Origin of the sequence: Comamonas endophytica (assembly GCF_023634805.2) — a bacterium.
GTDB classification, from domain to species: Bacteria; Pseudomonadota; Gammaproteobacteria; order Burkholderiales; family Burkholderiaceae_C; genus Comamonas; species Comamonas endophytica.
The window spans coordinates 3,327,188-3,346,000 of sequence record NZ_CP106881.1 but is presented as its reverse complement, the minus strand read 5'-3'; the positions used below and the strand labels follow the sequence as shown (position 1 = coordinate 3,346,000).

Sequence of the window (18,813 nt, the reverse complement as noted above, 5' to 3'; positions counted from 1 at the left end):
TACTGATCAGTCGGCGGCGTGGTGCGCCGCAATTTCCCGGCCCCTGCTGCGCAGCAGCTCCACGATGCGCCGGGCAGCGGGCGACAGCTCGCCGCTGGCGCGCACCGTCACACCCAGCTTGCGCCGCAGTGTCGTGGCCTTGAGCCGCACTTCGCGCAGATCGCCACCGCCCTGCAGCTCCAGCGTATGCCGCGAGACAAAGCTCAGCAGATGGGTGCGCGCGATCATGCGCGGCAGCAGCGCGATCGAGCTGGCCTCGATCTGCACGCCGGGCGTGGCCAGGCCCTTGGTGGAGAAAGCCATGTCCAGCCATGCGCGGCTTGGAATGTTGGGCGCGGGCAAGGCCCATGCGTAGCCCAGCAGCGTCTGCATCGTGATGCGCGGCTCCCGGAACACCGGGTGCGTGCGGCTGGCGGCAACGACCACCACATCTTCCACGATCGGATAGGAGACCGTGTTCGGATCGCCATCGATGGTGAGACCGATCAGCAGGTCGATACGGCCCTCGCGCAGCTGTTCGCGCAGCTCCCAGCTCGGGCCGACGACGATGCCGATGGTGGTCTTGTGCCCGCCCTCCATCGCCAGCGCGCACAGCTGCGGCAGCAGGTGGTCAGCCGCCACAGGGCCGCTGCCCACGCGCACGTGGCCCGCCTGGCCCTGCGCGAATTCGTTGACCTGGCGCACCAGCTCCTCGGCGTTGTTGCGCAGCAGGCGCGCGCGCCCCAGCAGCATCTCGCCCACGGGCGTGAGCCTGACACCGCGCCCCTCGCGCACGAACAGCGGGCTGCCGAACGCCTCCTCCAGCCGCTGGATGCACTTGGTGAGCGCCGGCTGGCTGCGCGCGAGCTGGTCGGCAGCCTGGCCGAAGTGACCCAGTTCGGCTGCGGTCTCGAAATAGCGCAGATCGCGCAGATGCAGGTCCATGGCAGGCCTCGATCGATCACCAAAAGAAATGAATGAATGAACATTATCGAATGGACCGAATGAATGCGGGTGCGCAAAATCCCCGTTCCAAGAGATCCACAACGAGAGAACATGGCATTCACGATTTTCGTCACCGCCCCGAAGCTGGCCCCGGCGGGCCTGCGCATCCTGGAGGACGCGGGCTGCCGCGTGCTGTTCATGCGCGATGGCAGCAGCGCCGCAGAAGTCGAGGGCGTGATGGCCAGCGAGGCCATCGATGCCGTCATCTCGCGCACCGTTGAACTGTCTGCCGCGGCCATCCGCTCCTGCCCCAGCCTCAAGGTCATTTCCAAGCATGGCGTGGGCGTGCCGAATATCGATGTGGCCGCGGCCACTGCGGCCGGCATTCCGGTGTATGTGACCCCCGGCGCGAATGCCCAGTCGGTGGCCGAGTTGACACTGGGGCTGATGCTGGCCACGGCGCGCAAGGTGGCATGGCTCGACGGCGAACTGCGCGCCGGCCGCTGGACGCGCGCGCAGGACGGCCTGCAGCTCGGCGGCCGGCGCCTGGGGCTGGTGGGATTTGGACAGGTCGGCCAGCGCGTGGCCAAGGTTGCGCTGGCGCTGGGCATGGAAGTGCATGCGTTTGATCCGGCACTGAGCGGGCCCTCTCCCGTCGAGGGCGTGGTGCTGCATGACTCGCTCGATGCGCTGCTGCCGCTGGCCGATGTGCTGAGCCTGCACATTCCGCTCAACGCCCATACCCGCGGCCTGTTCGATGCGCAGCGCCTGGCGCGGCTGCCGCGCGGCGCGATCCTCGTCAACACGGCACGCGGCGAAGTGGTCGACGAGCCGGCGCTGGTCGAAGCGCTGCGCTCCGGCGCCCTGTTTGCCGCGGGGCTGGACACCATGGCCGTCGAGCCCCTGCCCGCCGGCAGCGCGCTGGCCGCTTTGCCCAATGTCGTTCTCACTCCCCATGTCGGAGGTTCCACCGCCGCTGCGCTCGAAGGCATGGCCACGGGCGCGGCGCACAACGTGCTGGGCTTTCTGAGCGGCCGGGCCCCTGATCCCTCTTCCTGCGTGAACCCGCAGGTGCTTATTCGAAACAACCGGAGCATTGCATGAGCAACAACACCGCGTGGCCCGCCGGCTATCGCATCAATCCGCGCGCCGCCGGCCCTGATGCCGACACCGTCGCGGCTTTCAGAGACATGCCCGTGGCGGCCATCGGCGACTCGATGAGCCGCAACGTCGGCACTGTGGGCCTGCGCCAGTACCACCGCCGGCTCGAGACCGTGCTGTGCGGCCCGGCCGTCACGGTGCGCGTGCGCCCCGGCGACAACCTGATGATCCACAAGGCGCTGATGATGGTCGAGCCGGGCGACGTGCTGGTGATCGACGGCGCAGGCGATGTCTCCCAGGCGCTGGTCGGCGGCCTGATGCGCACTACCTGCGTGGCGAAGCGGCTGGGCGGCCTGGTCATCGATGGCGCCATCCGCGACCTGTGCGAATGGGCCGAGGACGGCATGCCGATCTTTGCCAAGGGCCACACGCACCGCGGCCCGAGCAAGGACGGCCCAGGCGAGGTGAATGTGCCGATCTCCTGCGCCGGCCTGGTGGTGATGCCCGGCGACCTCATCGTGGGCGACGCCGATGGCGTCATTGCCGTGCCGGCCGATCAGGCTGCCGAGGTGCTGGCCAAGACCCGCGCGCATCTGGTCAAGGAAGAAAAGATCCGCGAGGCCAACCGCAGCGGTACCTCGGACCCCGAGCGCTTCGACGCGGTGCTGCGCGAAAAGGGCTTGCCCATCTAGGCCGCGCCCTCGAAGAAACAACACAACAACAGGAGACAAACCATGCAACGACGTCACTTTCTTCAATCCGGTGCCGCCCTTGCGGCCACTGCCGCCACCGGTACCTGGGCGCAGGGCAAATGGCCCGCCAAGCCGATACGGCTGATCGTGCCCTTCCCTCCCGGCGGCGGCACCGATGCCAACTCGCGCCTGGTCGCCGAGAAACTGACGGTGCTCAACCAATGGACCGTGGTGGTCGAGAACCGCCCCGGCGCGGCCGGCAATATCGGCCTGGACATGGTGGCCAAGGCGCCGGCCGACGGCTACACCATCGGCATGGGCCAAGCCTCGAATTTGTCGATCAATCCGGCGCTCTACAGCAAGATGCCCTTCGATCCCCTGAAGGACTTCACGCCCATCGTCGAGATCGCGGTGCAGCCGGTGGTGCTGGTGGTGCGCGCCGATTCGCCCTTTCGCACGCTGGCCGACTTCATCAAGGCCGCCAAGGCCAAGCCCGGCGGCCTCAGCATCGCCCATGCGGGCAACGGCACCGTGGGCCATCTCGCCGGCGAGATGCTGGCGCGGCGCGCCGGCATCGAGGTGCTGCAGGTGCCCTACAAGGGCGCGGGCCCGGCCATGAACGAGCTGCTGGGCGGGCAGGTGCAGCTGTATTTCGGCAACAGCGTGTCGGTCATGTCGCAGATGACGGCGGGCCGGGTGCGCGCGCTGGCCGTGAGCTCCGCGCAGCGCCTGCCGGCGATGGGCGATGTGCCGACGGTGGCCGAGCAGGGCTTTGCCGGCTTCGACGCCAGCACCTGGCTGGGGCTGGTCGGGCCGGCCGGCATGCCCGCGGACATCGTGGCGCGCATCAACAAGGAAGTCGTCGCCATGGTGGCGCGCAAGGACGTGCAGGACAAGCTGGCCTCCGAAGGCAATATTCCCGTCACCGGCACGCCGCAGCAGTTTGGCGCGTTCATCAAGGCCGAACATGCGAAATGGGGCAGCCTGATCCGCGAGGCTGGCATCAAGCTGGAGTGAGGGCTTGGCGCTCGGGGCGCCACGCGCCGGTATCCACTGGATGCCGGCGTTTTTTCTTCAGGCGAGATGCTCGCGGCCCAGGTCGGCCGGGCTGGTAACGCCGATCAGCGCCATGTTGCGCAGGACTTCCGAGCCCAGGATGGCAATGGCATGGCGCACGCCGGCCGCGCCCGCCACCGCGCCCGCGTAGTTGAAGGGCCGGCCCACGAACACGAATTTCGCGCCCAGCGCCAGCGCCAGCAGCACATCGTTGCCGCGGCGGAAACCGCTGTCGATCATCACCGGATAGTCGGGGCCCAGCGCCTGCACGATGCCCGGCAGCACGCGCAGCGGCGAGACCACGCCATCGAGCTGGCGGCCGCCATGGTTGGAGAGGATGATGCCGTCGGCGCCGTGATCGCGGGCTTGGATGGCGTCGTCCTTGTGCAGGATGCCCTTGATCACCAGCCGGCCCTTCCAGCGCCGGCGTATCAGATCGAAATGCTCCCAGCTCAGATGGTCGCGGGCGCCAAAGTCGCGCGTCACGGTCGATGACAGAATGGGCGCGCCGCGCTTGGCCTGGGAGTTCTCGAAATGCGGCATGCCGTGCCTGAGCAGCGTGCGCAAGGCGGTGCCGCACAGCCAGCCCGGGTGGGTGATTCCCTCCCATGCCAGGCGCAGGCTCGGGCGCAGCGGCGTGGAAAATCCCGCGCGCAGGTTGTTCTCACGGTTGCCTGACACCGGCGTATCGACGGTCACCACCAGCGTGCCGAAACCGGCGCGCTCCACGCGCTCGAGCAGCAAAAGAATGCGCTCCGGCTCGCCTGGCACATAGGCCTGGAACCAGGCCCGGGGGTTGGCCTGCACGACCTCCTCCATGGGAATCAGCGAGGTACCGCTGAGGATCATGGGAATGTTGGCGGCGGCCGCCGCCTGCGCCTGCACCAGGTCGCCGCGGTAGGCGGACAGCGCGCTGATGCCCATGGGCGCGATGCCAAAGGGCGCGGCATAGGTCTCACCGAGCAGCGTGGTGTCCAGCGTGCGGCGCGAGGTATCGGTGAGCATGCGCGGTTGCCAGGCATGGTCGGCAAAGGCGCTGCGGTTGGCCTGCAGCGAGCGGTTGGTTTCGCAACCGCCGGAGACATAGGCAAAGATCGGCTTGGGCAGGAAGTCGCGTGCGGCGTATTCGAAATCATCGAGCGACAGGATGCCGCGCAGGCGGCGCGGCAATGCGGGCACGCCGGCGCTGGCGGGGGACGAGGAGCTGGGCGCGGCGTAATCCTCTACGCGGAAAGTGGCGGTCATGGATGGGTATGCGGGTTGGAAGTGCCTTGATGCTAGGAGACAATGCCGCATGGATGTTCGATGTTTCGTCGTTCGATACAAAAGTAAAACTCATGAAAATGCAATGGCTTGCGACCCTCTCCGCGGTCGTGCAGCACGGCAGCTTTGCCCAGGCCGCCGAGCAGGTGAACCTGACGCCCAGCGCCGTGAGCCTGCAGATGAAGCAGCTGGAACAGTATTTCGGCCAACCGCTGTTCGACCGCTCGGCGCGCAATGCGCGGCCCACGCCCTTTGCCATCGCGTTGGCGGCCGTGGTGAACCGCAATCTGGCCGAGCTGGAATCCATGCGCCACGCCACGGATGCGCCGCCCGCGGGCAATGTGCGGCTGGGCATCACCGAGTCGGCCATGACCACCCTGCTGCCCCAGGCCTTTGCTCAGTTGCAGCGCCACGCGCCCGGCATTGCGCTGCAGATCGACCGCGGCACCACACCCGACCTGTTGACCAGCCTCAAGGCCGGACGCGTCGATGCCGCCATCGTCGTGCGGCCGGTCTCGGGCGGATCCAGCCGACTGCTGTGGACGCCCCTGCTGCGCGAGGAATTCGTGCTGGTGGTGCCTGCCGCCATGGCGCCCGGCACCACGCGGCAGATCCTCAGCCATTCGCCCTGGATACGGCTGGACCGTTCGGTGGTCGCAGGCCAGATGGCGGCGCGCTTCGTCAACCAACTGGTGCCGCAGCGCCAGCCATTGCTCGACGTGCCGGGCATCGATGCCATCATCGCCATGGTGGCGGCCGGCCTGGGGGTATCGGTGCTGCCGCGCATCCGCTACCAGCTGCGCGATGCCTATGGCGTGCGCGAGCTGCCGCTGGGGCGCGGCGCCCCGGTGCGCCAGATCTGCATGGTGCGGCGCCTGGCCGATGCCGGCATGCGCAGCCTCGATGCCGTGGAGCAGGCCTTCGTTGCCGCAGCGGCCCTGCCCTGAACGAAAGCCTGAGCGAGCTCAATGCCCGCCCAGCGCCATCAGCGAAGCATTGCCTCCCGCCGCTGCCGTATTGGTGCTGACCACGCGCTCGATCAGCAAGCGCTCCAGCGGCACGGGGGCCCCGTCATCGTCCACATGGATCAAGGCCGGCAGCGCGCCAGCGCGCGCCGCAAGCCGCTGCTGCAACGGCAGCAGGGATTCCGCCGGGCCCGCATGCAGCACCGCATCGACGCGCACCCGCCGGTCCGCCAGCGCCTGTGCCCAATCGCTCACCAGCAGCAGATGCCGGGCGACCGGGGCCGGCAGGCGCGCATGCAGCGCGGCAAGCTCGGCGGGCCAGACGGCATGGCCGCCCACCGCCAGCACCGCGGCCAGCAGCCACAGCGCTCCTTCCGGGGTGGAAGACAGGCACAGCGTCGCCGGCCGCGCCACCAGCCGCAAGCTGTTGCGCTCCCCGGTGGGGCCAGGCAACAGCACTTCCAGATCCGCCGGCGACTGGCCCGCATACAGTGCGCAGCGCTCGGCCAGCGCCGGCATCGAGGTCTCGGCCCAGCGCTGCAGCGCCTGCAGCGCCGGGTGCATTGCCGGGCCGGGCGCATCCTGCGGCGCCAGCGCCTCCTGCAGCAGCACTTCGCGCGCATCCGCCGGGTGGCTTGCCAGCAGCCGGCGAAGGTACAGCGGCCCGCCGGCCTTGGGCCCGGTGCCCGACAGGCCCTCGCCGCCAAAGGGCTGCACCCCGACAACGGCGCCAATGGTATTGCGGTTGACATACAGGTTGCCGGCGCGGCAGGCGGCCGTCACCTGCGCCGTGGTTGCCGTGAGCCGTGAATGCAGCCCCTGGGTCAGGCCATAGCCCGTGCCGTTGATTTGCCCCAGCAGCGCATCCAGGCGCGCGCGCGGATAGCGCAGCACATGCAGCACCGGCCCGAAGACTTCCTGCTCGAGATCGCCCATGCGTTCGATCTCGATCACCGTGGGCGCGACGAAACTGCCCTGCGCGGCAGCCGCAGGCAGCGCGCACTGGCGCATCACATATCCCTTGGCGCGCATCGCCTCGACATGCTGCTCTATGCCGGCCTGTGCCTGCGCGTCGATCACCGGGCCCACATCGGTGGCCAGCTGCCGCGGATCGCCCACCTGCAGCTGCCGCATCGCGCCATCGAGCATCTGCAGCAGCGGCTCGGCGCAATCTTCCTGCACGCACAGGATGCGCAGCGCCGAGCAGCGCTGGCCCGCGCTGTCGAAAGCCGAGGCCAGGATATCGGGCACGGCCTGCTCGGCCAGCGCCGTCGAATCCACCAGCATGGCGTTGAGCCCGCCGGTTTCGGCAATCAGCACCACCGGCTGGCCATCGGGGCGCAGCCTGTGGCTCAGCGCCTGTGCCAGCTGCCGCGCGACTTCCGTCGATCCCGTGAACACCACGCCCATCACGCGCGCATCGGCCACCAAGGCCGAGCCGACATCGGCCCCCGCGCCAGGCAGCAGCTGCAGCGCGGCCAGGGGCACGCCCGCGGCATGCAGCAATCGAACCGCGTGCGCCGCGATCAGCGGAGTCTGCCGCGCGGGCTTGGCCAGTACCGCATTGCCCGCGGCCAGCGCCGCCGCCACCTGGCCCGTGAAGATCGCCAGCGGGAAATTCCAGGGGCTGATGCAGGCCACGGGCCCCAGCGCGCGGTGCGTTTCCGGGTGGAAGTCGCGTGCAGCCTGCGTGGCGTAGTAGCGCAGGAAGTCCACTGCCTCGCGCACCTCGGCCAGCGCATTGGCCGCGGTCTTGCCGCCCTCGCGCACCAGCAGCGCCATCAGCTCCAGCATCTGCTGCTCGAAGGCATCGGCTGCGCGCAGCAGGCATTGGGCGCGCTGCGGCACGGGCGTCTGGCCCCAGGCGGCAAATCCGGCGCCGGCCTCGGCCAGCGCCGCCTCGACCTGTGCGGCATCGGCTTCCTGCACCTGCCCCACCACCTCCTCGCGCCGCGCCGGGTTGTGCACGGGCCGCGGCGCATGCGTCGATTCCAGCGGCCGCGCGATCAATGGCTTGGCCAGCAGGCGCGGCTGCTGTGCCAGCACTGCGGCAAAGGCCTGCACGCTGGATTCATCGGCCAGATCCAGGCCGCGCGAATTGGCGCGCCGCGCGCCAAACAGCGCTGCAGGCAAGGGAATGTTCGGATGGGCCGCCCCGGCCACGCCTTCGATCTCGCCGGCCTCATCGATGCGCGCCACCGGCGAATGCAGTAGCGCTGGCAGGGCCACCGCCGTGTCCGCCGCCTGGTGCACGAAGGAGGAATTGGCGCCGTTTTCCAGCAGCCGCCGCACCAGATAGCCCAGCAGATGCGCATGCCCGCCCACGGGCGCATAGATGCGGCAGGTGCGCCCCAGCCCAGCATGTCCGGCACTGCCCACCACCTGCTCGTACAGCGGCTCGCCCATGCCATGCAGGCACTGGAATTCGTAGCGCGCCTGCGGGAACTCGGCCGCGGCCAGGTGGTACACGGTTGCCAGCGTGCGCGCGTTGTGCGTGGCGAACTGCGGGTACACCGCATCGGGCGCGGCCAGCAGTCGGCGCGCGCAGGCGATATATGACACATCGGTATGGGCCTTGCGCGTGAATACCGGATAGCCGTCGAGGCCCAGCACCTGCGCGCGCTTGATCTCGCTGTCCCAATACGCGCCCTTGACCAGCCGCAGCAGGAGCATGCGCTGGTGTCGGCGCGCCAGATCGATAACGAAGTCGATGGCGCTGGCGCAGCGCCTCTGGTAGGCCTGCAGCACGAAGCCCAGGCCGTTCCAGCCTGCAAGCTCGGGCGCCTGGCAGAGTTTTTCCAGCAGATCCAGCGACAGCTCCAGCCGCTCGGATTCCTCGGCATCGATATGCAGCGCGATGCCATGGCTGCGCGCCGCGCGCGCCAGCCGGAGCAGGCGCGGATAGAGCTCGGACATGACACGCGCGTACTGCGCCCGGCTGTAGCGCGGATGCAGCGCCGTCAGCTTGATCGACACCCCGGGCCCGTCATGGATGCCGCGCCCCAATGCCGCGCGGCCCACGGCTTCGATGGCATGGCAGTAAGCCGCCAGATAGTGCTGCGCCTGCGCTTCGGTCAGCGCGGCTTCGCCCAGCATGTCGTAGGAATGGCGAAAGCCCTGGGCCTCGCGCGCGCGTGCCCGGGCCAGCGCCTGCTCGATGCTCTCGCCGGCCACGAACTGCCGCGCCATCAGCCCCACCGCAGCATCCACCGCGGCGCGCACCAGCGGCTCCGCCCCCTTTGCGCCCAGCCGGTGCAGCGATGCGCTCATGCCCGACGGCTCGGGTGCCTCCACCAGCCGCCCGGTGAGCAACAGGCCCCACACGGTGGCATTGACAAAAAGATGCGGACTCTTGCCCAGATGGCCCTGCCATGCGCCCCCGCCGATCTTGTCTCGTATCAGCTCGTCGCGCGTGGCGGCATCGGGAATGCGCAGCAGCGCCTCGGCCAGGCACATCAGCGCGATGCCCTCTTCGGATGCCAGGGAGAATTCCTGCAGCATGCCCTGCACCATGCCTGCCGAGAACCCGTTGCTGCGCGCGCGCAGGCCACGCGTCAGCCGCGCCGCGGTGGCCTCGATGGCCTGCTCCAGCGCGTCAGGCACACGCGCCTGCGCCAGCAACGGCGCAACGGTTTCGGGTTCTGTCAGCGCCTGGGCGCGGGCGATGGCCTCGCGCAGCGGGTTGGGCTCGGCGCTGCGTGGCGCGAAAGCGGTTGTGGAGGCTAGCAGCATGGTCTTGCAGATGCAAGCCGCTGCGTTGCGGCGGCCGCACCAGTCCTTCCGGCGAAAAGATGCAAGAAGCCAGCGTATCCGTTTCCGGTCGCGGCGATAAGCTTGGCCGCGCCGCGTCTGTTGCTACTTACGCAATGCCAACCACCTTGTGCGTCTGTATCGACAGCCGCCACTGCGGATGCGCCATGCAGTACTCGATCGCCAGCCGCGTATTGCGCTGCTGCTGCGGCCCGTCCATCGGCTGCAGGAAGTGGTGCGTGAACGCCAGATGCGCGAACTGCTCCGGCATCGCGCCGGGCTGCGGAAACACCAGCTTGAGCTCCGAGCCCTCGGTCAGCACCAGCGGCGCGCCGGCTTTGGGGCTCACGCAGATCCAGTCCAGTCCCCGGGGCGCCGGCTGGGTGCCGTTGGTTTCCACCGCAATCTCGAAGCCCTGGGCATGCAGCGCATCGACCAGTGCCTGGTCCAGCTGCATCAGCGGCTCGCCGCCGGTGCACACGACCAGCGGGCGGCCCGAAGGCGAGTCGGGCCACAGCGAATGCACCTTGGCCGCCAGCGCCTCGGCCGTGGCGAACTTGCCGCCGCCCTCGCCATCGGTGCCGACGAAATCGGTGTCGCAGAACTGGCAGATCGCCTTGGCGCGGTCCTTCTCGCGGCCGGTCCAGAGATTGCAGCCGGCAAAGCGGCAGAACACTGCCGCGCGCCCGGCCTGGCCGCCCTCGCCTTGCAGCGTGTAGAAGATTTCCTTGACGGTATAGGTCATTGCGTGGCTCCGGCCAGCGAGACCAGCGCGCCGCAGCCGCGCGTCTCGTACAGTTCCACGCCATCGAGCTGCGGCAAGTCCTGCCGCGCCTGCGCCAGGATCCATCGCGCCAGGCTTGCCGTGTCGCAGTCCTCGAGACCCGGGATTTCATGCAGTGGCTGATGGTCGAGCGCCTTGAACAGCGGGTTGAACAGCTGCTTCACATCGCCGAAATCCACCGTCCAGCCCATGATCTGGTCCAGCGGCGCACTCAGGTGCAGGCGCAGCGTATAGGTGTGGCCCTGCAGGCGCCGGTGCAGGCTCCCCTCGGGCGCGCGGCGCAGCTGGCGCGCGCTGTCGAGCGTCATGTCCTTCCAGATGCGATAGCGCTGGCCGTCGTGGCGCGCGCCGCACGAGGCGGTCTCGAAGACCGTGACCTGCGACAGCGTCGGCAACTGCGGCTTCAGCCGGCGCCAGATCCAGCCCGAGAGCATCTCGCTGGTCGGGTTCTCCAGCCCCTCGATCTCGTTGAGGCAGGCATAGTGCAGCTCCTGCTGCAGGGGCGCCCAGAGCGCGTCGAGCTGGTCGTAATCGACATGGCCGCCGGCCTGCACGATGGCCTCGAAGCCATGGCCATGCATGCGTCCGCACTTGTGGCCCGCGGGCACATTCGGCAGGCGGTGCGCCGACTGAAATACATAGCGGCGCCAGAACTGGGCCTGGCCCGCGGCATCGAGCACCGCGCCTTGCTGTGCGGTGCTGTCCACGCCGACTTCCAGGTGGCCCAGTGCCGGGTCAGCCAGCTGCTGCGCGATCCAGCGCGCCAGCTCGATATCACTGGGCTCGGGCAGCAGATCATTCAGATTCCGGTAATCGAGCCGGGCAACGGCCGCCGCCAGCCGCTGCTGCAGCTGCTCGACCTCGCCGCCGGGAAACGCGGCCCAGTCCGCGGGAATGGTGCACTGCACGCGTGCGTTGAAGCCATGTCCATGCAGGCGGCCTGCCGGGTGCGCGGGCGCAAGCCCGCCCAGTTGCCGCGCGGCCTCGAAGGTGGCGGCGGCGGTGTAGAAAATCTCGGTATTCATGTCGCTCATTCACAAACCGCGGCAGGCGCTTCATGCCCGCCGCAAAGGTGAATTCTGCCTGTCATGGTAAGGTGGCGGGGCCGGCGCGGACCCTTGGACCACAGGGGCTTCCGGCGGCGCGCGTTATTTGCAGGGATGCTCGCGGCGGTACAGCTGCGACTCGTCGACCAGCGAGCCGTCGGGCAGGAAGCACAGCGTTTCGCGGCCCTCGGCCGTGTAGCCCAGCAAAGTGCGGCCGCCCTGCGCATGGCAGAAGGTAGTGGCGGGAGTGACCAGCCCCGCCGGCCGCGGCGGCTGCACGGGCTGCGGGGTGCAGGCCGCCATCAGCGCTGCGGACAGCAGGCAGGCGGCGCCGCGAATCGGATACCGATGCATGGTTTCTCTCTTTGCGAACCCTTCGCTTCCTATCATAGGAACCCAGGGGTGCTGCCATGCCGGATACCGCCGCCTTGCCATGCAGCCCGACGCCGCGGGCAGCCCCTGCCCGGCGCCGGTGGGTTTGCATGTCCGAATACTGGCGCCAGTGCGCCGCCGCCAGCCTGCTGGCGCTGCTGGCCGGCTGCGCGCTGCGGCCCGCGCCGCAGTTCTCGCCCGACAGCACGCGCTTTGCCGAGTGCCCGCAATTCTTTCCCGCACAGGCCCCGCCCCGGGTGCCGCCGGAGCCCGGGCAGCGCGAACTGTGCTACAGCGCCTTTGCGGTGCTGCACAGCGGCACCTCCAAGACCCCGGTGTTCGTCGTCGAGCACCTCGACCGCGCCACGATCGACGCCGCGCGCGGGCAAAAGCGCAGCAACCGCTTCTTTGCCGATACGCGCCTGCCCCCCCCCGAGCGTGCGGAGCTGACCGACTACCGCGGCTCGGGCTATTCGCGCGGCCATATGGCGCCGGCCGGCGACATGAGCACCCGCGAGGCCATGAAGCAAAGCTTCAGCCTGGCCAACATGGTGCCGCAGGACCAACGCTTCAATGGTGGCGCCTGGGCGCAGATCGAGCAGCAGACGCGCCAGTACGTGCTGCGCGCCCAGGCCGATGTCTACGTCTACACCGGCCCGGTGTTTGCGGCCGACGCGCCCACCATCGGCGCCGGCCGGGTGCAGGTGCCCAGCCATCTGTTCAAGCTGGTCTACGACCCCTGCAGCGGCAGGAGCTGGGCCCACTGGCTGGCCAACGCCCCCGACACCACGGTTTTGCCGACCATCAGCTACGAGGAGCTGGTGCAGCGCACGCGCATTCGCTTCCTGCCGCCCGCCGCCCGCGCGCTGCATGCCGGCAAAGGCTGCGCACGCGCGGCCGCGCCGCACGCCAGCGCAGCGGAATCTCCGACCCCGTGAGACGCCGGCACGCCGCAGAACGCGATAAAGTGGTCGCTGTCGCGTCTACGCATCTGCGCGCCGATTTCATCCACTCTTTGCAAAGGAGCCAGCCGTGCCCAAGAAATCCGTCTCCCCCACAGCGCAATCGCATGCCATCAACATCGGCATCTCGGCCGAGGACCGCCAGGCCATCGCCGAAGGCCTGTCGCGCCTGCTGGCCGACAACTACACGCTGTACCTGACGACGCACAACTTCCACTGGAACGTCACCGGCCCGATGTTCAACAGCCTGCACCAGATGTTCATGGAGCAGTACACGGAACTGTGGAACGCAGCCGACCTGATTGCCGAGCGCATCCGCGCGCTCGGCCATGTCGCGCCTGGGTCGTATGCCCAGTACGGCGCGCTGGCCTCGCTCGATGACGCTCCCTCCACGCCGCCCGCGGCAATGGAGATGGTGCGCATCCTGGTCAATGGCCACGAAGCGGTGGCGCGCACGGCGCGCGCCATGCTGCCGATCGTCGACGAGGCTTCGGACGAGCCCACCGCCGACCTTCTGACGCAGCGCCTGTCGGTGCACGAGCAGACCGCCTGGATGCTGCGCTCGCTGCTGGTGGAGCAGTAAGCCCTGCGGGCACCATGAAAAAAGCCACCCGCAGGTGGCTTTGGAGATCAAGGGCCGGCTTGCCGGCCCTGTTCATTGGGCTCAGCGCTTGTCGGGCAGCGCGTAGGCAATCACATAGTCGCCGCGGTCCACCGACTGGCGCGCGCCGCCGGCCGAGATCACCACATACTGCTTGCCGGTCTTGGGCGATTTGTAGGTGATGGGCGTGCCCTGGCTGCCCACGGGCAGGCGCTTCTTCCAGACTTCCTTGCCGGTGGCGGACTCCAGCGCGCGCAGGTAGTAATCCTGCGTGCCGGCAAAGAACACCAGGCCGCCCTGCGTGGCCACCGAGCCGCCCAGCGTGGGCATGCCGACTTCCATCGGCAGCAGCATCTTGATGCCATAGGGGCCGGTGTCCTGCACCGTGCCCAGCGGCACCTGCCAGGCCACTTTTTGCGTCTTCAGATCGACGGCGGTCATGGTACCGAAAGGCGGCTTCTGGCAGGGAATCTGCAGCGGCGACAGGAAGCGGTTCTTCACCACCGAATACGGCGTGCCGCCCAGCGGCACCTCGCCCATGCCGGCATTGGGCGACTCGCCGCCCTCCGACAGCTTGGCATCCTGCTTCTGCTCGACCATCGTCACCCACAGGCCCAGGCGCATGTCGTTGATGAACAGCAGCTGGTTGTTGGGATCGACGGACATGCCGCCCCAGTTCATGCCGCCCAGCGAGCCGGGGAAGGACAGGGACTTGTCGGTGTCGGGCACGGTGTACAGCCCGTCGTAGCGCATGCCCTTGAAGTCGATGCGGCACAGCAGCTGGTCGAAGGGCGTGGCGCCCCACATGTCGGCTTCGCGCAGGGTGTAGGCGCCGATCTGCGGCATGCCCGTCGAGACCGGCTGGGTCTTGGCATAGGCTTCATTGGCGATGCGCCCGGGCTTGACCTCCTTTTCCTGCACCTCGGTCAGGGGCCGGCCCGTCATGCGGTCGAGCACATAGATCTGGCCGGCCTTGGTCGCCACCGCGACGGCCGGCACCCTGGAGCCATCGGCCTTGGGAAAGTCGATCAGCGAAGGCGCCATCGGCACGTCGAAGTCCCACAGGTCGTTGTGCACGGTCTGGTAGACCCACTTCTCCTTGCCGGTCTCGGCGTCGAGCGCCAGCACCGAGGCGCCGTACTTGCGGTCCAGCGCGGTGCGCGTGCCGCCGTACAGGTCGACCGAGGCCGAGCCCACGGGCAGGAACACGGTGTTCATCGCCGGGTCATAGGAGATGCCGGCCCACACATTGGGCGTCGAACGCTTGAAGTTCTCGTTGCCCTGCAGCGGCGCATTGGGGTCGCTCATGCCCGGATCGAAGTGCCAGCGCATGCGGCCGGTGACCACGTCGAAGCCGCGCATCACGCCGCCGGGCATGTCCACCTGCACATTGTCCGCCACGCGCCCGCCAACGACGATCGTCGTGCCGGCCACCGTGGGCGCCGAGGTCATGGTGTAGTAGGCCGGGTTGGCCACCGCGCCCATGTGGGCCTTGAGATCCACCACGCCCTGGCTGCCGAACTCGGCGCACATCTCGCCGTTGTCGGCGTTGATGGCCACCAGGCGCGCATCGATGGTGTTCATGATCACGCGGCGCTCGCAGCCGCCCGAAGCCGGCAGCGACACCGGCGTGACCGGGGTCGAGCCTGGCACCGTCGGCGCGGCAATGGCGGCGTTCACGTCGAAATACGCCAGCCCGCGGCAGCGTTCCCAGACGCCGCCCACCGACGCGTTGAAGTCGCGGCGCCACAATGGCTTGCCGGTGTCCACATCGAGCGCGATCACGTTGTTGTGCGGCGTGCAAAGGAACAGCTTGTCGCCGATCTGCATCGGCGTGAGCTGGTCTTCGGCGCCGGCACCGGTGGATTGCGGCACGTCGCCATGCTGGAAGGTCCAGGCCACTTCCAGCTCCCTGACGTTCTCGGCATTGATCTGGTCCAGCGCGGCAAAGCGCTGCGTGCCGGCATCATTGCCGTAATGGGCCCAATCCTTCTGCTCCGCTCCGGGCGCGATCGGCACCTGCTGCGCCGCGGGCGCCTGGGCCGCCACTTCGGGGTGCTTCTGGAACATGCCTACGAAGCCCCACAGGCCCAGCACGGCCAGCACCGCGCCGATCACGATGCCGGGTCGGCGCGCCGCGGCGCGGCCCTCGGCACGGTTGAGCAGCGGCAACGTGAACGCGACGACGACGCCCAGGAACACCAGCGCCAGCAGGCGCGAGATCAGGCCCCAGAAGTCGAGGCCGACTTCGGCCAGCGCCCATACCGCGGTACCCGCCAGCGCCAGCAGATAGAGCCACGCGCCCGAAGCGCGCGCGCGGGCCATCTGCACGCCCGCCGCCACGAGAAACAAGCCGGCGATCGTGAAGTACCAGCTGCCGCCGCGCGCTATCAGCACGCCGCCGCCAATCACGAAATACAGGCCGGCCGCCAGCAGCACCAAGGCCAGCACATACAGCCATATGCGCCACTTGCCCAGGTTTGAAGTTGTGTTGTTTTCCATTTTCACTCCGCTTCCAAAGACGAGGCCGTCCGCGCCATGCGGAAGGCACGGCGACCATCTGAACACGGGCGATTGTGCTCGCGTGCTACCAGCCATGCACATGACGCGGTCTATAAGGGTAATCCCGAATTAATGCGGCACATGCATTTTCGAAGCGAAAATGAAAAAGCCCCGGCTGCTGAAAGCAACCGGGGCGAATAGGGTGGCAGGGGAAGAAGGATTCGAACCTTCGCATGCTGGAATCAAAATCCAGTGCCTTAACCAACTTGGCGACTCCCCTGCAATGAACGCAATCATAGCATCGCAAAAAAGCGCTTGAAACGAAATCGCGCAAAAATGCAAAAAAATCCTGTTTCGAGCCGCAGTGCCGCGCTGGCTGGGGTGCCGGACAAAGTCCGGATTACCGCCAGCGTGCCTGGAAACCGTCCGAGGCCATCCGGCGCTCCAGGTCAATCCCCACTGTAACCGGACTTCATCTCCACCCCCTAGCATGTAAGCTGCATTCATAGAGGTATGCCGGACTGGGAACACGCTGTGCCAGGCTATCCTGGCACAGCGTCGCAGGCAACCACACGGGCCAAGCCGGCATGGCGCCCGCTGGTTCAGGCATGGCGGCCGCCCCATTCAGCATGCGCCCTGCCCATCCCGCTTCACGCCTGGATCAATCCAGCGTCGCGCCCGAGCGGCGGATGACATCGGCCCAGACCGGGCGTTCTTTCTTTGCCAACTCGAACAGCGCCTGGCGCGGACCCACATGCACCTCGTAGGCCTGGGCATTGAGCTGCTGCTTGACGGCAGGCGAAGACAATGCCTTGTTGAATGCCGCGTTCAGGAAGTCCAGCACCTTCGCATCGACACCCGCCGGCGCAACGTAGCCGTTCCAGGCCACGGCCTGGTAGTTGGCCAGGCCGCTTTCGGCCAGCGTGGGCAGATGCGGCAGCCGGGGGTCGCGCATGGCGCCGGTGACGGCCAGCGCCACGGCTTTGTCGCCCTTGAGATGCGGCGCGATCGAAGTGATGTTCTCGAACACCACATCCACCTCCCCGCGCAGCAGCGCCAGGTCGGCCTCGAGGCCGCCCTTGTAGGGAATGTGCACGATGGACACCCCGGCCATGCTCTTGAACATCTCCGCGCTCAGATGGCCCGTCGTGCCGTTGCCGCCCGAGGCCACCGTCAGCTTGCCGGGCTGCTGCTTCGCCAGCGCCACCAGCCCCGCGACGTCTTTCACGCCCAGGCTGCTGCGCACGGCCAGCACGTTCTGCACCGAGCCGATCAGGGCCACCGGCGCCAGCTGCTTGTCGGCGTCATAGGGCAGCTTCTTGTACAGAGACTGGTTGATGGCCAGCGTCGCCACATTGGCGAAGCCGATGGTGTAGCCGTCGGCCGGCGCATTGGCCACGGCCTGGGTGCCGATGATGCCGGAGGCGCCCACGCGGTTCATCACCACCACCGGCTGGCCGATGTCGCGGCTCACCGCCTCGGCCAGCAGGCGCGAGACCATGTCGGGCGTCGTGCCAGCGTTGAAGGGCACGATCAGCGTGATCGGCTTGTCGGGAAACGCTGCCTGCGCATGGCCGCACAGTGCCAGCGCGGCCAGGGGTGCGGCCAGGCTCTTGAGCAGCAGGCGGCGCGAAGGCAGGGAGGAAAAGGAAAAACGCAACATGTTGGGGACTTTCTGGAACGCGGTGAACACAGGGTTTGCAGTCTCCTGGGCCGGGCTGCACCGCTGGGCGGTGGCGCCGGCCTCGTTGTTCTGGTCTTCAGGCATCGGTCTTGGCCATCACGGCCTGCAGCAGCGCCATGTCGACATTGCCGCCGGACAGCACGATCACGGCGCTGCGCCCTTCAAGCCGCAGCTTGCCAGCCAGCAAAGCCGCCAGCGCCACGCTGCCGCCGGGCTCGACCACCAGGTGCAGCTCCTCGAGCGCAAAGCGCATGGCGCGCGCCACTTCGTCATCGCTCACGGCCACGGCTGCGCTGAGCAGCGGCTGGTTGATGGCAAAGGGCAGCTCGGCCGGCGTGGCGGCCTGCAGCGCGTCGCACAGCGTGCGCGCGCCCGCGGCGTTGCTCTCGCGCCGGCCGCTCGCGAGCGAGCGCACGGTATCGTCGAAGGCCGCGGGCTCGACGGCCACGCGGCGTGCGCCCGGGCTGAGCGCATCGAGCGCCAGGCAGCAGCCGGCCATCAGGCCGCCGCCGCCGCAGGGGGCGGCAAACAGGCCCAGTGCGCCGCGCACCTCGGCCGGCAGGTCTTCCAGCGCCTCGAGTGCCACCGTGCCCTGGGCAGCAAGCACCTGCGGATGGTCGCCGGGCGGCACCAGCGTGCCGCCGGTCTCGGCCAGCAGGCGCATGCCGATGTCCTCGCGGCTTTGCTTTTCGCGGTCGTAATGCACGACCTGCGCGCCCTGGGCCAGCGCACGCGCAATCTTGTTCTTCGGCGCATCGACAGGCATGACGATGGTCGCCGGCACGCCCAGCTGGCGCGCGGCCCAGGCAATGGCCTGGCCATGGTTGCCCGTCGAATAGGCGACCACGCCGCGCGCGCGCTGCTCGGCGTTCAGCGCCAGCAGCGCATTGAAGGCGCCGCGCAGCTTGAACGAGCCCGTGGTCTGCAGGTTCTCGGCCTTGAGCCAGACCGGGCCGCCGGCAATGGCATCGAGCGCGGCCGAACGCAGCAGCGGCGTGCGCTGCACATGCGGCGCGATCGCCTGCGCCGCGGCCTGGACATCGGCAAAGCGCGGCACGGCCATCGCGCCGAGCATGGCGTGCTCTATGGAGGTGGGAAGCGAAGCGGCCAT

General features: G+C 68.5%; 15 protein-coding genes and 1 tRNA gene. 6 read left to right on the top strand and 10 right to left on the bottom strand.

The window, feature by feature from the left end; genetic code table 11:
* Nucleotides 1-6: 6 nt before the first annotated feature.
* Entirely contained in the window at nt 7-924 is a 918-nt protein-coding gene (locus M9799_RS15250) for a LysR family transcriptional regulator (RefSeq protein ID WP_231044725.1), read from the bottom strand.
* 111 nt (nt 925-1,035) lie between these two features.
* Here M9799_RS15250 and M9799_RS15245 point away from each other — a divergent pair, with 111 nt between their 5' ends.
* The 3 genes from M9799_RS15245 to M9799_RS15235 are packed head-to-tail and all read left to right on the top strand — an operon-like array spanning nt 1,036 to nt 3,734.
* Nucleotides 1,036-2,028, top strand: coding sequence for a hydroxyacid dehydrogenase (locus M9799_RS15245; protein ID WP_231044724.1), 993 nt, complete (start codon nt 1,036-1,038; stop codon nt 2,026-2,028).
* Complete coding sequence (locus M9799_RS15240; protein ID WP_231044723.1) at nt 2,025-2,717, top strand: RraA family protein; 693 nt, start codon at nt 2,025-2,027, stop codon at nt 2,715-2,717. Before M9799_RS15245 ends, M9799_RS15240 begins: the two co-directional genes overlap by 4 nt.
* Before the next feature lie 42 nt (nt 2,718-2,759).
* Entirely contained in the window at nt 2,760-3,734 is a 975-nt protein-coding gene (locus M9799_RS15235) for a Bug family tripartite tricarboxylate transporter substrate binding protein (RefSeq protein ID WP_231044722.1), read from the top strand.
* A 57-nt stretch (nt 3,735-3,791) separates the two neighbouring features.
* Here the strand turns inward: M9799_RS15235 and M9799_RS15230 are convergent, their stop codons facing one another.
* Nucleotides 3,792-5,018 (bottom strand): alpha-hydroxy acid oxidase, encoded by a 1,227-nt coding sequence (locus M9799_RS15230; RefSeq protein WP_231044721.1) that lies wholly within the window; start codon nt 5,016-5,018, stop codon nt 3,792-3,794.
* Between the two features lie 92 nt (nt 5,019-5,110).
* Here M9799_RS15230 and M9799_RS15225 point away from each other — a divergent pair, with 92 nt between their 5' ends.
* Nucleotides 5,111-5,983 carry a LysR family transcriptional regulator gene (locus tag M9799_RS15225; RefSeq protein WP_250621346.1) on the top strand — a complete coding sequence of 291 codons (873 nt, stop codon included), beginning with the start codon at nt 5,111-5,113 and terminating at the stop codon, nt 5,981-5,983.
* 18 nt (nt 5,984-6,001) lie between these two features.
* Here the strand turns inward: M9799_RS15225 and putA are convergent, their stop codons facing one another.
* The 4 genes from putA to M9799_RS15205 all read right to left on the bottom strand — a co-directional run bounded on the left by putA (nt 6,002) and on the right by M9799_RS15205 (nt 11,935).
* Nucleotides 6,002-9,733 (bottom strand): bifunctional proline dehydrogenase/L-glutamate gamma-semialdehyde dehydrogenase PutA, encoded by a 3,732-nt coding sequence (gene putA, locus M9799_RS15220; RefSeq protein ID WP_231044719.1) that lies wholly within the window; start codon nt 9,731-9,733, stop codon nt 6,002-6,004.
* Between the two features lie 127 nt (nt 9,734-9,860).
* Nucleotides 9,861-10,496 (bottom strand): 7-carboxy-7-deazaguanine synthase, encoded by a 636-nt coding sequence (gene queE / locus M9799_RS15215; protein WP_231044718.1) that lies wholly within the window; start codon nt 10,494-10,496, stop codon nt 9,861-9,863.
* On the bottom strand, nt 10,493-11,560 hold the full coding sequence (locus M9799_RS15210) for a 6-pyruvoyl trahydropterin synthase family protein (RefSeq protein ID WP_231044717.1): 1,068 nt from the start codon (nt 11,558-11,560) through the stop codon (nt 10,493-10,495). Before M9799_RS15210 ends, queE begins: the two co-directional genes overlap by 4 nt.
* Nucleotides 11,561-11,683: 123 nt before the next feature.
* Entirely contained in the window at nt 11,684-11,935 is a 252-nt protein-coding gene (locus tag M9799_RS15205) for a putative hemolysin (protein WP_231044716.1), read from the bottom strand.
* A 128-nt stretch (nt 11,936-12,063) separates the two neighbouring features.
* Here M9799_RS15205 and M9799_RS15200 point away from each other — a divergent pair, with 128 nt between their 5' ends.
* Both M9799_RS15200 and M9799_RS15195 read left to right on the top strand, forming a co-directional pair.
* The gene (locus tag M9799_RS15200; protein WP_231044715.1) at nt 12,064-12,891 is read left to right on the top strand and encodes a DNA/RNA non-specific endonuclease; all 828 of its coding nucleotides are present in this window, start codon (nt 12,064-12,066) and stop codon (nt 12,889-12,891) included.
* A 94-nt stretch (nt 12,892-12,985) separates the two neighbouring features.
* The gene (locus M9799_RS15195; protein WP_231044714.1) at nt 12,986-13,498 is read left to right on the top strand and encodes a Dps family protein; all 513 of its coding nucleotides are present in this window, start codon (nt 12,986-12,988) and stop codon (nt 13,496-13,498) included.
* Nucleotides 13,499-13,579: 81 nt separating this feature from the next.
* Here the strand turns inward: M9799_RS15195 and M9799_RS15190 are convergent, their stop codons facing one another.
* The 4 genes from M9799_RS15190 to M9799_RS15175 all read right to left on the bottom strand — a co-directional run bounded on the left by M9799_RS15190 (nt 13,580) and on the right by M9799_RS15175 (nt 18,813).
* On the bottom strand, nt 13,580-16,018 hold the full coding sequence (locus tag M9799_RS15190) for a membrane-bound PQQ-dependent dehydrogenase, glucose/quinate/shikimate family (protein ID WP_231044713.1): 2,439 nt from the start codon (nt 16,016-16,018) through the stop codon (nt 13,580-13,582).
* A gap of 203 nt (nt 16,019-16,221) precedes the next feature.
* A tRNA-Gln gene (locus tag M9799_RS15185) sits at nt 16,222-16,298 on the bottom strand.
* 381 nt (nt 16,299-16,679) lie between these two features.
* Nucleotides 16,680-17,681: a Bug family tripartite tricarboxylate transporter substrate binding protein gene (locus tag M9799_RS15180; RefSeq protein ID WP_231044712.1), complete on the bottom strand. Its 1,002-nt coding sequence runs from the start codon at nt 17,679-17,681 to the stop codon at nt 16,680-16,682.
* A gap of 97 nt (nt 17,682-17,778) precedes the next feature.
* Nucleotides 17,779-18,813, bottom strand: a complete 1,035-nt coding sequence (locus M9799_RS15175) for a threonine ammonia-lyase (protein ID WP_231044711.1) — start codon at nt 18,811-18,813, stop codon at nt 17,779-17,781.